14 protein-coding genes are annotated in these 14,176 nt (G+C 67.7%); 9 read left to right on the plus strand and 5 right to left on the minus strand.

Going from position 1 to position 14,176, the window contains the following annotated elements; all coding sequences use genetic code 11:
• The first annotated feature begins 51 nt into the window (after window positions 1-51).
• From ACZ5Z0_RS02205 to ggt, 5 genes are all read left to right on the plus strand, one after another.
• Window positions 52-555 carry an N-acetyltransferase family protein gene (locus ACZ5Z0_RS02205; protein ID WP_464109699.1) on the plus strand — a complete coding sequence of 168 codons (504 nt, stop codon included), beginning with the start codon at window positions 52-54 and terminating at the stop codon, window positions 553-555.
• 84 nt (window positions 556-639) lie between these two features.
• Window positions 640-1,575 (plus strand): prenyltransferase/squalene oxidase repeat-containing protein, encoded by a 936-nt coding sequence (locus ACZ5Z0_RS02210; RefSeq protein ID WP_464109700.1) that lies wholly within the window; start codon window positions 640-642, stop codon window positions 1,573-1,575.
• A gap of 108 nt (window positions 1,576-1,683) precedes the next feature.
• The gene (locus ACZ5Z0_RS02215) at window positions 1,684-1,833 is read left to right on the plus strand and encodes a DUF7340 domain-containing protein (protein WP_464110686.1); all 150 of its coding nucleotides are present in this window, start codon (window positions 1,684-1,686) and stop codon (window positions 1,831-1,833) included.
• A gap of 111 nt (window positions 1,834-1,944) precedes the next feature.
• Entirely contained in the window at window positions 1,945-2,421 is a 477-nt protein-coding gene (locus ACZ5Z0_RS02220; RefSeq protein ID WP_464109701.1) for an NUDIX hydrolase, read from the plus strand.
• 104 nt (window positions 2,422-2,525) lie between these two features.
• Window positions 2,526-4,352 carry a gamma-glutamyltransferase gene (ggt, locus tag ACZ5Z0_RS02225; RefSeq protein WP_464109702.1) on the plus strand — a complete coding sequence of 609 codons (1,827 nt, stop codon included), beginning with the start codon at window positions 2,526-2,528 and terminating at the stop codon, window positions 4,350-4,352.
• Window positions 4,353-4,398: 46 nt separating this feature from the next.
• Here the strand turns inward: ggt and ACZ5Z0_RS02230 are convergent, their stop codons facing one another.
• From ACZ5Z0_RS02230 to ACZ5Z0_RS02240, 3 genes are all read right to left on the minus strand, one after another.
• Complete coding sequence (locus ACZ5Z0_RS02230; RefSeq protein ID WP_464109703.1) at window positions 4,399-4,905, minus strand: mycothiol transferase; 507 nt, start codon at window positions 4,903-4,905, stop codon at window positions 4,399-4,401.
• 141 nt (window positions 4,906-5,046) lie between these two features.
• Window positions 5,047-6,348 carry an FAD-dependent oxidoreductase gene (locus ACZ5Z0_RS02235; RefSeq protein ID WP_464109704.1) on the minus strand — a complete coding sequence of 434 codons (1,302 nt, stop codon included), beginning with the start codon at window positions 6,346-6,348 and terminating at the stop codon, window positions 5,047-5,049.
• Window positions 6,341-7,690, minus strand: a complete 1,350-nt coding sequence (locus ACZ5Z0_RS02240; protein WP_464109705.1) for an MFS transporter — start codon at window positions 7,688-7,690, stop codon at window positions 6,341-6,343. Before ACZ5Z0_RS02240 ends, ACZ5Z0_RS02235 begins: the two co-directional genes overlap by 8 nt.
• A 49-nt stretch (window positions 7,691-7,739) precedes the next feature.
• On the opposite strand from ACZ5Z0_RS02240, the gene ACZ5Z0_RS02245 reads away from it, so the two are divergent.
• The 4 genes from ACZ5Z0_RS02245 to ACZ5Z0_RS02260 all read left to right on the plus strand — a co-directional run bounded on the left by ACZ5Z0_RS02245 (window position 7,740) and on the right by ACZ5Z0_RS02260 (window position 11,404).
• Window positions 7,740-8,561, plus strand: coding sequence for an IclR family transcriptional regulator (locus ACZ5Z0_RS02245; RefSeq protein ID WP_464109706.1), 822 nt, complete (start codon window positions 7,740-7,742; stop codon window positions 8,559-8,561).
• Between the two features lie 130 nt (window positions 8,562-8,691).
• A complete protein-coding gene (locus ACZ5Z0_RS02250; RefSeq protein ID WP_464109707.1) occupies window positions 8,692-9,825 on the plus strand; it encodes a cupin domain-containing protein in 1,134 nt (377 codons plus the stop codon).
• Window positions 9,822-10,646: a fumarylacetoacetate hydrolase family protein gene (locus tag ACZ5Z0_RS02255; protein WP_464109708.1), complete on the plus strand. Its 825-nt coding sequence runs from the start codon at window positions 9,822-9,824 to the stop codon at window positions 10,644-10,646. Before ACZ5Z0_RS02250 ends, ACZ5Z0_RS02255 begins: the two co-directional genes overlap by 4 nt.
• Complete coding sequence (locus tag ACZ5Z0_RS02260; protein ID WP_464109709.1) at window positions 10,646-11,404, plus strand: maleylpyruvate isomerase family mycothiol-dependent enzyme; 759 nt, start codon at window positions 10,646-10,648, stop codon at window positions 11,402-11,404. Before ACZ5Z0_RS02255 ends, ACZ5Z0_RS02260 begins: the two co-directional genes overlap by 1 nt.
• A gap of 40 nt (window positions 11,405-11,444) precedes the next feature.
• Here the strand turns inward: ACZ5Z0_RS02260 and ACZ5Z0_RS02265 are convergent, their stop codons facing one another.
• A complete protein-coding gene (locus ACZ5Z0_RS02265) occupies window positions 11,445-11,756 on the minus strand; it encodes a hypothetical protein (protein ID WP_464109710.1) in 312 nt (103 codons plus the stop codon).
• Between the two features lie 298 nt (window positions 11,757-12,054).
• Window positions 12,055-14,175 (minus strand): FG-GAP repeat domain-containing protein, encoded by a 2,121-nt coding sequence (locus ACZ5Z0_RS02270; protein WP_464109711.1) that lies wholly within the window; start codon window positions 14,173-14,175, stop codon window positions 12,055-12,057.
• Window position 14,176: the final 1 nt, after the last annotated feature.

Genomic DNA, 14,176 nt, shown 5'->3' on the forward strand with positions numbered 1-14,176 from the left:
AGGGGCACCCTGAGGGCGTCCAGCTGGTTGCAAGAGAGAGCAGGATCGCCCGTGAATCCCTTGATCATCCTGACCGCAGCGACCGGTCCACGCGAGGGCAGCCGCCCGGCCGCAGCGATACGGCCCATCCAGGCCACGGACATTCCCCAACTGTCCGCGATGTACCGGGACTCCTATGCCGACGGCCTGCCCCAGCCCCCTGACCGCGCGTCCGGATGGATCGACGCGCTCCTTGACGGCGCCGAGGGGCGGCACGTGCCGGAAGCGTCCGCGGTCCTGGCCGGCCCCGGTGGCGAGCTCGCCGCCGCCATCATCGTCACGGAGCCCGCATCCGGGACCGCCGGGGACTGGGATTCCGTGATCGCCGAACTATTCACCCACCCGGACCACCGCCGGCAGGGGCTGGCGGAAGAGTTGCTGGGCCACTGCCTGCACGCACTGCATACGCTCGGCCGGAACAGGGTGGCGGTCACGGTGGACAGCGGCAATTCGGCCGCGCTTGCGCTGTATCTCTCAAGGGACTTCCGCCGGCTGGCCGACGACGACGTCGATTGAGCTGCCGACGTCGCCCACTGCCGCCATCGCCCTTCCACGGCGCCCCCTTCCACGGACGTCGGAGCCGGTGCTAGCTTGTTGCGGATGAACGTCCTCGACTGGCTCCTCGACTCCGACCCCGCCATCCGCTGGCAGGTGCTGCGGGACCTCACCGACTCCCCGGCGCAGGAGACGGCCGCCGAGCGCGCCCGCGTTTCGGTCGAAGGCTGGGGTGCCCGCCTGCTGGCGCTGCAGGGCGACGACGGCCAGTGGGACGGCGGCACGCATTTTCCCGTCCCTTTTGACGGCGCGGAGCCGGGGCAACCGTGGACCGCGACAACGTTCAGCCTCCTGCTCCTGCGGGACTTTGGGCTGGACCCCAGCAGCGACGGGGCACGGCGCGCCGTCGGCCGTGTCCGGGCCAACAGCCGCTGGGAAGAAGGCGGCCAGCCCTACTTCGACGGCGAGGTGGAGCCCTGCATCAACGGAATGGCCGTCGCCCTGGGCGCCTACTTCGGCGAGGACGTCGACGGCATCGTTGCCCGGCTGCTCGACGAACAGCTCGACGACGGCGGCTGGAACTGCGAAGCGGAAAGAGGGTCCACACGCTCCTCGGTTGACACGACGATCAACGTCCTCGAGGGACTGCTCGAGTACGGCCGCGCCACCGGAGGCGCACCCGAAGCCGCAGCGGCGAGGCAGCGAGGCGAGGAGTACCTGCTGGAGCGTGGCTTGCTCCGCCGGAAGAGCACCGGAGCACTGATCGACCCGAAGTGGCTGCAGTTTTCCTACCCGACCCGCTGGCACTACGACGTGCTCCGAGGCCTGGACTACTTCCGGAACGCCGGAGCTGCCCCGGATGCCCGGCTGGCCGAGGCCGTGGACCTGGTGCGCTCGAAGCGCCAACCCGACGGAACATGGCTGCTGGAGAACAGCCATCCCGGCCGGATTCACTTCCCGCTGGACCAGGGCGACGGCCGCCCCAGCCATTGGAACACCCTCCGGGCACTGCGGGTGCTCGAGTGGGCCGAAACCTCCTAAAGGCATTTGTCACTTCGATGGAAATATGACTAAATTTGGCTGTAGCAGCAACTTTTGGCGGAGCGGTCTTTTGGGGGAAGCATGAACAAGGCGCAACGACGCGCACATATGGAGCCGCCCTGCCCGGCCTGCGGCTCGCGGGTGGTGCCGATCTGGAAGGACCAGCGGTCACTGTCTGCCCGCCAGCCTGACTGGCAGGTCAGTGCCCGGCAGTGCAGCAGCCAGGCTTGCAGGATGAACGATCCGGAGAACTGGTAGACGCAGCCGGACCGGGGCTGCCATTCAAAGCGGCTCCGGGCCAGCCACGCTTGCCTTCCCGGGGAACGCGTCCGAAGATTGTCCGGAGCCCGCCCATGGATTGGAGGCCGGATGAGTGTTCGGAGCGCAGGACTCCTGTTGTACCGGCGGAACGCGGAGTCCCCACTGGAGGTGTGGATCGCGCACATGGGCGGACCGTTCTGGGCCCGAAAGGACTCCGCCGCCTGGTCCATTCCCAAGGGTGAATACAGCGCGGACGAGGACGCCCTGGCGGCCGCGATCCGGGAGTTCACCGAAGAAATAGGCACGCCCCCGCCGGCGGCCGCGTACTTTCCGCTGGGCAGCTTCCGGCAGGCCTCAGGCAAAATCGTCACGGTCTTCGCGGCGGAAGCCGATTTCCAGCCGGGACGGATTGCCAGCAATACCTTTCCGCTCGAATGGCCGAGGGGATCCGGCGTCGTCCGCAACTTCCCGGAGATCGACGACGCCGCATGGGTCAGCGAGCCCGAGGCACGCACCAAGCTGGTGCGCGGGCAACTGCCGGTCCTGGACGCTCTCCAGGAGCACCTGCTGCGCGACGCCGGATAGGCGCTGCAGCCCCGCCGGTAATGTGACCTCGCTGTATTGAAATGTCACAACCCGGCCAACTAGTGTGACAAACACTGTCAGTTCACACGAGCCCGGGAGCGACCATGCACTACGTAGGACGTCGGCTGTCTGCCGTCACGGTGGCGATGGCCCTGAGCGTGGCAGGCGGCGCCGCCGCCAGCCCCGCCTTCGCCGACCCCCGTGAGACGCACAAGAACGCCACCGCCTCCGGCTACGGCGGCGCCGTCAGCACGGTGGACCCGGAGGCCTCGGCCGCGGCGATCGACGTGCTCCGCAAGGGCGGCAACGCAGCGGATGCCGCCGTTGCCGCGGCCGCCACCCTGGGCGTGACCGAGCCGTACAGCGCCGGGATCGGCGGCGGCGGCTACTTCGTGTATTACGACGCGAAAACCGGAAAGGTCGGCACGGTCGACGGGCGTGAAACGGCGCCGGCAACCATGCCGCACGATGCATTCATCGACCCGGCAACCGGCCAGCCCTACCGCTTCACACCAGAGTTGGTGACCAGCGGCGTCGCGGTGGGCGTCCCAGGCACCCCGGCCACCTGGCAGCGGGCACTCCAGCGCTGGGGAAGCCTGAGCCTCGGTGATGCCCTGGGTCCCGCCATCAAGGTGGCCACTCGCGGCTTCGTCGTCGACGGGACCTTCCGCCAGCAGACGCTCGACAACAAGGCCCGCTTTGCGGCCTTCCCCGCGACCAGCGCCCTCTTCCTCCCCGGCGGCGACGCTCCCGCCGTCGGCAGCATCTTCCAAAACCATGACCTCGCCGCCACTTACCGGCTCCTCGCGAAACAGGGCACGGACGGCTTCTACCGAGGCCCGCTCGCGGCGGACATCGCTGCCACCGTGCAGGCTCCGGCAAAGGCTGCCGGCACCACCTTGCCGGTTCCGGCGGGGTTCATGACGACGGCGGACCTGGCCGCCTACGGGGTACGGGACCAGGCGCCGACCCATGTGAACTACCGGGGCTTGGACGTCTTCGGCATGGCGCCCTCGAGTAGCGGCGGCACCACCGTGGGTGAAGCCCTGAACATCCTGGCCCCCACCAACCTCGCCGGGATGTCCAAGGGCAGCGCCCTGCACCACTACCTGGAGGCCAGCGCCTTGGCGTTCGCCGACCGGGGCAAATATGTGGGCGACCCGGCCCAGGTGGACGTCCCCACCGCTGCCCTCACCGATCCGATCTTCGGCAAGGAGCGGGCATGCCTGATCGACCCGCTGCACGCCGCGGCCAAGCCGGTGGCGCCGGGGAATGCCTCCGCGTACGACGGCGTCTGCCCGGCGTCGACCGCGCCCCTCGCGGCCGAAAAGGACACCGAGAACATCTCGACCACCAACCTGACCGTCGCGGACAAGTGGGGCAACGTGGCCGAGTACACCCTCACGATCGAGCAGACCGGCGGCTCCGGCATGGTGGTGCCCGGCCGCGGATTCCTGCTCAACAACGAAATGACCGACTTCTCCACCGTGTATGACCCGAAAGACCCGAACCGCATCGAGCCCGGCAAGCGTCCGCGTTCCTCCATGTCACCGACCATCATCCTCAAGCACGGGGCCCCGTTCCTGGCGCTGGGCTCACCGGGCGGATCGACCATCATCACGACAGTCCTGCAGACCATCCTGAACCGAGTGGACCTGGGGATGACCATCTCCGAGGCCATTGCGGCGCCGCGCGCCTCACAGCGGAACACGGCCAAGGTCACCGCCGAGCCGGCTTTCATTGACGCGTACGGCGGCGTGCTGGCACCCTTCGGGCACAGGTTCACACCGTCCGGGGACGCGTTCACGTCGGCGGCGGAGATTGGCGCGGCAACGGCGATTGAGTTCGGTCCGGACGGGCGCCTGGTCGCCGCGGCCGAGCCGGTCCGGCGCGGCGGCGGCTCGGCCATGGTGCTGAAGCAGTCTCCGTAGGCCCGTGGGGCACTGGTTGAGGGGCAGGGCACCGAGGCCCTGCCCCTCACCGGCCTGAGTTCAGGCCCTTGGCGTACGCGGCCTGGCCGACGTGCTGGAGGCAGTCCGCGGCGATGCTGACCAGCCGGACCCCGAGGGTGACGGGCGGGTTCCAGCGGGTGTCGACGACGCGGTCGAGGTCTTCGCCGCCGAGGGACTCGAGGAAACCGACGGTCTGCCGGTGGACGGCGTCGTAATAGGCAATCAGCAACTCAGCCGGGGCCTGGACGGCGTCGACCTGGTCGGAGGAGTGTCCGTAACCGGTGTCCGCGACGGCCAGCGGAAGGCCAAAGCGTGTGGCAAAGCCCTGCGAGGTCCAGACCTGTGCCAGGCCGGCGGCCGATGCCACCTGCGCGTCCTCGCCCCGGCCCAGGTGCCACACCAGCCACGCGATCGAATTCCCGTTGCCTTCCGGCCGTCGGCCCAGGGCCCCGGCGTCGATGCCGCGAAGCGTGGCGCCGACGGTCTCGTGGATCCGGCCAAAGGCGTCCAGCAACAGCTCGTTGGCTTCCATAGCAGTCCCCTCACGGTGTGTTGTCGCTGGGCCTATGCTCGCCCGGACCCAGGCCGGCCGGATAGGGCCGCGCCGCCCTCCCGGCAACACCAAACGCGGGGATCATGGAAGGATCCCCGCGCTGTGGTGGGCGGCCGCTGCTTAGGCAGAAACCGGCTCAGCCACGCGGGTGCGGGCCGCGCGGGCCGCGGGCACACCGTCGCCGTCCTGGCCGTACAGCCAGTCGTTGTACTGGAAGTCGTTGTCCTTCCGGCTCTTGAAGAGCAGGTTGCGCAGCGTCCGGCCCAGTCCGGAGACGTGCCAGGATTCGCCCCAGACGCGGGCGGTGCGCTGGACCCGGGCGGTGCGGCCGGCGCGGGCCTGGTTGAACTTCCTGATGGCACCGTCCCAGGCGTCCGGGTTCACGCCTTGGTCGGTGAAGACCGTGCCAACAGTGGCGTCCTGCAGGGCGGCGGCGTCCTCAAGCGCCTGGCAGGCGCCCTGGGCGAGGTACTGGAGCATCGGGTGCGCGGCGTCGCCCATCAGCACCATGCGGCCGGCGACCCAGTTTTCGATCGGATCGCGGTCATACATGGGCCAGCGGATGCCGGTGGCCAGGTTCTTCAGCGCTTCCTGGACGGCGGGGACGCAGTCCTTGTACGCCGCCTCAAGCTCGTCCACTCCCCCATACTGCTCTTCGCCGCGCTCGAAGGAGGGGGACTTGAAGACGGCGACGGTGTTCAGCAGCTCGCCCTTGCGCAGCGGGTACTGCACCAGGTGGCAGTCCGGGCCGAGGTAGACAATGACGTCCTCAAGGTCGGCCTTGGGGGTGTCTTCGGTGATCGGGACGGTGCCGCGGTAGGCGACGTAAGCCGAGGAAACGGGCTCGTCGTTGCTCACGAGCGGGCGCAGGGTGGACCGGAGCCCGTCGGCGCCGATCACGACGTCGGCCTCGTAGTCCACGCCGGCGGCCGTGTGGGCGACGCCGCGGCCGTCGACGGTTTCCACGCTCTCGACCATAACGTCGTTGACCAGGGTTACGCCGGCGGCTTCGCAGCCTTCGAGCAGGACCCGGTGCAGGTCGCTGCGGTGGATCACGACATACGGCGCGCCGTAGCGCTCCGCGAATTCCCCGCCGAGCGTCTGGCGGGTGAGCTCCTCGCCGGTAACGGCGTCGCGGAACACGAGGTGCTTGGGCTGGACACCGATTTCGAGGGCCTTTTCCAGCAGGCCCCAGCGCTTCAGGACGCGGGAGGCGTTGGGGGCCATCTGCAGTCCTGCGCCGACCTCGCCGAATTCGGGGGCCCGCTCCACGAGGGTGACGTTGGCGCCGTTTTCACGCAGAGCCAGGGCTCCGGCCAGTCCGGCCATGCCCCCTCCGATGACAAGGACATCCGTGGACTGGCCGTCGCTGGACAGTCCGTCGGTAGACAGGGAACTGGTAGACGGGACGTGCTCAGACATTGGTTGCTCCTGATGGTGAAGAGTGGATCGAGAGTTTGGATTTGAGTTTCAGGCTGATGGCTACCAGCAGGACCGCTGCAATCGCGGCCGCGCCGGCGAAGGCGAAGAAATTGGAGTTGACGCCCAGTCCGGCGGCCAACAGGAGGCCTCCCACCTGGGGTGCGGCGACGGCGCCGATCCGGCCGGTTCCCAGCGCCCAGCCCAGCGCGGTCCCCCGCAGGTGGCCGGGATAGTGGCTTGCGACGGCGGCGATGATCAGGCACTGGGTGCCGTGGGTTCCGACGCCGGCGAGGACCAGCATGAGGTAGACAACCGTGACCGACGGACCGGATACAAGGACCACCAGGGCGCCCGCGGCGACGACGGCCGCGGCGATCGCCGTTGGGATCGGACCGAACCTGGTTCCGGCCCAGGCCGTGATGACCGAGCCGGCCACCGCGCCGAGGTTGAGGGCCAGGGCGAAGGTCAGGGCGGACCCGAGGTTGTAGCCGGCCAGCTGCATGAGATTCGGCAGCCAGGTGCCAAGGCCGTACCAGGCGAACAGGGTGGCAATGGTCGCCACCGCGAACAGCATGCTGATGCCCAGATACGGGGCACGGAGCAGGGAAGAGAAGCCAGCCGGCTCCGCGAGCGTGCGGCCCCGAGGGGCGGCTTTGCGGGCCGCCTTTCCGGCGCTGGCCGGCGCGAGGGTCTCCGGGAGGTACTTCAGACCCAGCGGGACCACGACCAGCAGGGCCAGCACGGCCACCAGGAACATGGACTCCCAGCCGAACGCGGGAATGAGCTGGATCCCGACGAGTGCGGCTACGGAGCCGCCGATCGGCACGCCGGACATCATCAGGGTGGCGATGGTGGACCGCCATTTGGCGGGCACCAATTCGGCGACCAGGGCGTTCGCCGAGGGCACCAGTCCGCCGAGCCCGACGCCGGCCAGGAGCCGCAGGACGCCGAAGTCGGGGGCGCTGGGGGCGAAGGCGCAGAGAATGGTGAAGACGGAGAAGACGATCGCGCAGCCAAGGATGGTTCGGCGGCGGCCCCAGGAGTCGGCCATCCGGCCAGCGAAAATGGCGCCGATCATCATGCCCACGAAGGCCATCGAACCGATGGTTCCGGCGGTGGCCTTGGTCAGGCCCCAGCCCGTCTCGGAGATCAGGGAGGACTGGACGGTGCCATAGACGATGAGGTCGTAGCCGTCGAAGACGACGAGGAGCCAGCAGACGAGGACGGCGGCGGCCGAGCCTTTGGAAAAACGGGAAGGGGAAGGGGGCCCGTCCGCGCGGGCGGAGGCGGCTGTCCCCGGCACGGACCGTTGCGGCACTGCAACAGATGGTGTGTGATTCATGCCACTCACTGTCCTAGCCGACGCAGGTGAACCACAATAGAATTCTGATGTGCAGAATGAACCAGCGTCCAAGTCGGCCCGGAAGCCCGTGCAGAAGCGGCCAACCTATTCCATCGAGGCGGTCGACAACGCCCTGCAGCTCCTTCAGCTGCTCCGGGACGGCGGTGCGCTGCGGCTCAAGGACGCCGCAGAGGAGCTGGGGGTGGCCCCGTCGACGGCCCACCGGCTGCTGGCAATGCTGGTTTACCGCGGCTTCGCAGTGCAGGACGAAACCCGCCGCTATGTCCCCGGCCCGGCGATGGGCGTCGGTCCGGCCGGGCTCGCGTGGACCCGACTGCTCCGCACGCTCGCCCAGCCGCACATGGAGCTGCTTTCGGCACGCCTCAACGAAACCGTGAACCTCATGGTGCGGGTCGGCACGAAAGTGCGCTTCCTGGCCACGGTGGAGGGAAACAACGTGCTGCGCGTGGGCGACCGGCAGGGAACGGTGATGCCGGCCAACAGGACCTCCGGGGGCAAGGCCATGCTCGCCGAACTGGAACCGCCGATGATCGAACAGCTGTTCCGCAGCAACAACGCCGAGATCGGCGGGGATACCATCACGGCCGACGAGTACCCGGCGTTCCTGCGCGAGCTGGAGTCGATCCGAAGCAACGGCTTCGCCGCCAATTTCGAAGGCACGGAGGAAGGCGTGAGCGCCCTCGGGATGGCCCTGCACAACCGGCACGGGCACGTCGTCGGGGCCCTCAGCGTTGCCACGCCCGCAACCCGCTTCCGCAGGGTGTTCGACGCCGGGCTTGTCCCCGCACTGCGCGAAACCTGCCGACAGCTCGAGATCGACATCGCCGCCAATCCGGCCGAGCCGGACTGAACCCGCAGGCGTGAGCCCGGGCACCGCCGCCCGGCAATTCTGACTAGCAGAATATGTTGGGGGTCACACTCACGAATCCGTATGGTCGAACTACGCCCAAAACCTGTTCTGACCTACCGAGGAGGCCCACGTGTCCATCAGCGCCGAGAACACGACCCATGAATCAGTGGCTGCGGGGCACACCGCCCCGGAGCCCACGCCCGAAGAGGCTGCCCAGTTGCAGGAGCTGTATCGAGATTTTGACCGTGAGAACCTGATCCCGCTCTGGACCGAGATCGCGGACCTGATGCCGATGGTCCCGAGCCCGAAGGCGGTCCCCCACGTCTGGCGGTGGAGCGACCTGTACCCGCTGGCGGCCCGCGCCGGCGACCTGGTGCCGGTGGGCCGCGGCGGGGAACGCCGCGCCATCGCCCTGGCCAACCCGGGCCTGGGCAACACCCCGTATGCCACCCCCACCCTGTGGGCTGCCATCCAGTACCTCGGCGCGCGCGAGACCGCCCCGGAGCACCGCCACTCGCAGAACGCGTTCCGCTTCGTCGTCGAGGGCGAGGGCGTCTGGACCGTCGTGAACGGCGACCCGGTGCGGATGTCCCGCGGCGACTTCCTGCTCACCCCGGGCTGGAACTTCCACGGCCACCACAACGACACCGATGAGCCGATGGCCTGGATCGACGGCCTGGACATCCCGTTCGTGCACTACGCCGACGCCGGCTTCTTCGAATTCGGCACCGAGCGCGTCACCGACGAGGCAACCCCGGACATCTCCCGCTCCGAGCGGCTCTGGGCCCACCCGGGCCTGCGCCCGCTCTCCGGCCTGGACGACACCACGAGCTCGCCCATTGCGGCCTACCGCTGGGAGTACACCGACCGGGCCCTGCGCGAGCAGTTGTTGCTGGAGGACGAGGGCCACCCGGCCACCGTGTCCCAGGGCCACGCAGCCGTGCGCTACACGAACCCCACCACGGGCGGAGACGTGATGCCGACCATCCGGGCTGAATTCCACCGGCTCCGCGCGGGCGCTACCACCGAGGCTGTCCGCGAGGTCGGGTCCAGCGTCTGGCAGGTCTTCGAGGGTCGCGGCTCCGTGGTCCTCAACGGCGAAACCCGGACCTTAGAAAAGGGCGACCTGTTTGTTGTCCCGTCCTGGGCTGCCTGGTCGCTGGAGGCAGAAAGCGAATTCGACCTCTTCCGTTTCAGCGACGCCCCCATTTTCGAACGCCTGAACTTCAACCGCACCTACATCGAAGGACGCAAGAACGCATGAAACTCCTGACCCTCCGCACCGGAAACGGCTCGACCAAGGCTGTCCGCCAGGACGGCGACACCCTGACCGAGATCGACGGCTTCGCCAACGTCGGGGAGTTGCTGCGATCGGCAGATTGGGAAGCGACCGCGAAGGCCGCCGCCGGCTCCACTCACCCGCTCGAGGGCGCAGACCTCGACGCCGTGGTCCCCTCCCCCGGCAAGATCATCTGCGTGGGCCACAACTACCGCAACCACATCAAGGAAATGGGCCGGGAAGTCCCGGAATACCCCACCCTGTTCGCCAAGTACGCCGAATCCCTGATCGGACCCAACGACGATCTGGCCCTCCCGCAGGAATCCGACACCGTTGACTGGGAGTCCGAACTCGCCGTCGTGATCGGCAAGAAGGGCCGCCGGATTTCCGAAGCCGACGCCGCCGACCACATCGCCGGGTACGCCGTTCTCAACGACGTGTCCATGCGCGACTACCAGTTCCGCACTATCCAGTGGCTGCAGGGCAAGACCTGGGAGAAGTCCACCCCGTTCGGTCCTGCCCTGGTGACCAAGGACGAGTTCAGCGGCGGCCTGATGACCACCGAGGTCGACGGCGAGATCCAGCAGCAGACTCCCACCAACGACGTCGTCTTCACCCCGGAGTTCCTGGTTTCCTACATCTCCACCATCATCACGCTGAACCCCGGCGACGTCATTGCCACCGGTACGCCCGGCGGCGTGGGCCACGCCCAGGACCCGAAGCGCTACCTGCAGGAGGGCCAGCTCCTGGTCACCACCATCGAGGGCTTGGGGCAGCTGAAGAACCGCGTGGTCAAGGAAGCCTGATGGTTGCCCGCCACGACCAGACGACGGACCCGGAGCTGCTCGCGGCCCTGCTGCAGGCGCGCCGGGGCACGGCGTTTTTCGCCCGCAAACTCAACGAGCTCTCCGACGCCGGCCTCGACGGCGACTCGCTGCTGCCGGGCTGGACCCGCCGCCACATCACGGCGCACATCGGCTACAACGCCCGGGCCATCGCCCGGCTCATCGAGTGGGCGGCCACCGGGGTGGAGACCCCGATGTATCCCTCCACCGACGTCCGGGACCACGAGATCGACTTCGGCGCCACGCTGAGCCCGACCGCGCTGCGTCACCTGTTCGACCACTCCGCCGTGCACCTGAACGTCGAATGGCGGGACCTGCCCGAGGACTCCTGGCGCCACTTGGTACGCACCATCCAGGGCCGGGAAGTCCCCGCCACCGAAACAGTCTGGATGCGCAGCCGGGAAGTCTGGATGCACGCCGTGGACTTGGACAACGGGGCCGCCTTCCGCGACATTCCGGCTTCCGTCCTGGAACGCCTGCTCAAGGACATCACCGGCGCGTGGAAGACCCGCGGCACCGATGCTGGCCTCGTGGTAAAGGTCACCGACCGCGACCTCACCCTCGGGGACACGACGTCGGAGTCCCCGACCGTGGTCTCCGGACCGCTGGCGGCCGTCGTCGAATGGGCCGCTGGCCGCGGCAACGGTGGCGTCACCGCCGCCGGGCCCGGCTGTGAACCCTATGCCGGTTCCGTTCCGGCCGCGCCGAAGTGGATCTGAACCGCGCACAACTGAAGAGCACCTCAACAGGAAGGCCCCCTCACCGAGGGGGTCTTCCTGTTATGCGGCCGGATGGGTCGGCGGGCGCCTTCCGTGATGGTCCCCGCGGACCTGAGCCCAGGTGGACGACCGGCGCGTCGCTGTCGGTTCCGGTGAACTTCCCGCGGTCTACGTTGATGAGGAGCAAGGCGATCGGGGCGATCAGGACAGCGACGCCGGCGGCCCAGAGGAAGACTAGGGAGTAGCCGGCCGAGAGCGCCGCCAGCGAAGTTCCGCCCGCCGCGGCGGCGGCCGCGATGGTGCTGAACAGCGCGATGCCGAGGGCGCCGCCGATCTGCTGCGAGGCGTTCACCAAGGCGCTGGCAACACCGGAATCAGCCGGCCCGTCACCCACCAGATCTACCGCGACGCCGCCCACCCGTCAGGGCGGGTCCTGCCTTTCACCACACAGCCTTCCGCTGCGGAAGACTGACCTGGTGCTCGAAGTGGTGCTTCCTGCTTCCTGCTCACTCGGCGAGCAGGAAGCACCAGTTGTCGCGGTCCACGGTCCAGCCGGGCGAACTACCGAACCAGGTCCGTCCGGATGTTGGATGCGGTGGCCGCGCCCGCGGTGCGTTCCCCGCAAGCATTTCTGGAATCCCTTGGTGGTCCTAGAAAGTGCCCGCCGGGGTGCGTCCGAGATAGCCTTCGCTGGGGAGGCCGGTGCCGGGGTAGGACCACAGGGTCCCATCGGGTTTGCGGGTGACGAGGTCAGGATGGCCATCGCCATTGAGGTCCCCGGAGCCGAGAAGCGCATCGAAGGTGTTCCAGCCGAAATAGCCGATCTTCACGGCGCCCTTGTAGCCGTCGCTGGTCGCATCGACGCGACCTGTGCCTTGGTAGTACCAGAGCGTTCCGTCGGACCTCCGTGCGACCAGGTCGTTCTTGCCGTCGCCGTTGAAGTCCTCAACGCCCGCCAAGGTGTCGAAGGTGTTCCAGCCGAAGTTCCCAATCTTCACCGCCGGAAGGTAGCCGCTGCTGGTCGCGTTGACGACTCCGGTCCCGGGGTAGAGCCAGAGTGAGCCATCGGGTTTGCGGGCGACCAGGTCGTTCTTGGCGTCGCCGTTGAAGTCGCCGACAGCTACCAGCGTGTCGAAGGTGTTCCAGCCGAAGTTCCCAATCTTCACCGCCGGAAGGTAGCCGCTGCTGGTCGCGTCGACCACTCCGGTCCCGGGGTAGAGCCACAGTGAGCCATCGGGTTTGCGGGCGACCAGGTCGTTTTTACCGTCGCCGTTGAAGTCACCGACCCCGACCAAGGCATTGAAACCGTCCCAGCCGAAGTTCCCAATCTTCGTCGGTGGACCGTACCCACCGGAGCCCGTGCCGGGGTAGAACCACAGGGTCCCATCGGGTTTGCGGGCGACCAGGTCGTTCTTGCCGTCGGCGTTGAAGTCGTGGACGTTGACGAGCATGTTGAACGCTTCCCAGCCGAAGGCGCCGATCTTGACGGGGGGTGCAAGGTAGCCGCCCCCGGCGGTGCCGGTTCCGGCGTAGAAGTAGACGGAACCGTTCGACTGTCGCGCCACCATGTCCGCGTGGCCGTCCTTGTTAGCGTCGCCGGCACCGACGATATCGCCGTAAATACCCCAGCCGGTGCCGATCTGCTGCCCGTTGACCAGTCTCGCTGCTCCAGTGTTGGCGTAGTACCACAGCGTGCCGTCCGGCTTTCTGCCGATCAGATCGTTGGTGCCGTCGCCGTTGAAGTCCTGGATGGCCACGAGCTTGTCGAAAATGCTCCAGCCGAAATCGATCTGCCGGGACGGCCCGGGCAGCCCCGTTCCGGTTCCGGAGTAGAGCCAAAGTGTTCCGTCGGGCTTGCGTGCGACCAGGTCGGGATGCCCGTTGCCGTCGAAATCGCCGGCCCCAAGGATGGTGTCGAACATGTTCCATCCGAAGTTCCCGATCTTGACGCCGGCAGCGAAGCCCTTGCTCGTCGCATCAACGCGTCCGGTGCCGGCATACAGCCATAGCGACCCATCCCGATTCCTGGCCACCAGATCCGGGTGGCCGTCACCGTTGTAATCGCCCATGCCTGCGACCTGGTCATATGTTTGCCAGCCGAAATCCCCGATTCTTTGGCCGCCCACGAACTTTCCTGTTCCGTCGCCGGCAAAGAACCACAAGGTGCCGTCGGCCTGGCGTTGGACCAGATCCGGGATCCCGTCGCCGTTGACGTCCCCACCCGCAACCAGTTTCTCGGTCCAGTCCCCCGGTCCGGTCCCGGGCTGCGGGTTTGGATTGGGGGCCGGGGACGGGGTGGGTGTGGGCCCGGGAAGGGGGCCGGGGACGGGCACCGGCGTTTCGGCGCCGCTATTGATGATCACATCGTCAGCGTAGATATCGCCCATCTGCTGATCGTGTTCGGCGCCGAGTTGCACCGTATCCACCTTCTGCGCACTGATGTTGACGTTGGAGTTCGCATAAACGGACTTCTCGTCCCACCAAATCTGCACCCCGGTCGCCGCGCCGTTGGGCACGACGTGCACCACCAGATGATGCCAGGAATTCAGGGCAACTGTGGGAACAACGGTGATGTAGGTGAAGCCCGTAGCCCCCGTAATCCGGAGGACCAGGTCACTGCTCATGTTGTGCCGGAATACGTCGAGGTACCGGATGCCGCCTGAAAAGAAACGGAAGTACGGCACGTCATTACCCGACACGCCTTCCTTGGCGATATTGAACCAGCCGTCGGTGTAGACCTCTTTCATCGTGGGCGTCAGGCCCACTGACATT

The organism is Arthrobacter sp. T2-23, assembly GCF_055398325.1.

What these genes read in the sequence shown, in the direction of transcription:
- ACZ5Z0_RS02210 (WP_464109700.1), top strand. Translation starts at nt 640, where the DNA reads ATGAACGTCCTCGACTGGCTCCTCGACTCCGACCCCGCCATCCGCTGG.
- ACZ5Z0_RS02215 (WP_464110686.1), top strand. Translation starts at nt 1,684, where the DNA reads ATGGAGCCGCCCTGCCCGGCCTGCGGCTCGCGGGTGGTGCCGATCTGG.
- ACZ5Z0_RS02220 (WP_464109701.1), top strand. Translation starts at nt 1,945, where the DNA reads ATGAGTGTTCGGAGCGCAGGACTCCTGTTGTACCGGCGGAACGCGGAG.
- ggt (WP_464109702.1), top strand. Translation starts at nt 2,526, where the DNA reads ATGCACTACGTAGGACGTCGGCTGTCTGCCGTCACGGTGGCGATGGCC.
- ACZ5Z0_RS02230 (WP_464109703.1), bottom strand. Translation starts at nt 4,905, where the DNA reads ATGGAAGCCAACGAGCTGTTGCTGGACGCCTTTGGCCGGATCCACGAG.
- ACZ5Z0_RS02235 (WP_464109704.1), bottom strand. Translation starts at nt 6,348, where the DNA reads ATGTCTGAGCACGTCCCGTCTACCAGTTCCCTGTCTACCGACGGACTG.
- ACZ5Z0_RS02240 (WP_464109705.1), bottom strand. Translation starts at nt 7,690, where the DNA reads ATGAATCACACACCATCTGTTGCAGTGCCGCAACGGTCCGTGCCGGGG.
- ACZ5Z0_RS02255 (WP_464109708.1), top strand. Translation starts at nt 9,822, where the DNA reads ATGAAACTCCTGACCCTCCGCACCGGAAACGGCTCGACCAAGGCTGTC.
- ACZ5Z0_RS02260 (WP_464109709.1), top strand. Translation starts at nt 10,646, where the DNA reads ATGGTTGCCCGCCACGACCAGACGACGGACCCGGAGCTGCTCGCGGCC.
- ACZ5Z0_RS02270 (WP_464109711.1), bottom strand. Translation starts at nt 14,175, where the DNA reads ATGTCAGTGGGCCTGACGCCCACGATGAAAGAGGTCTACACCGACGGC.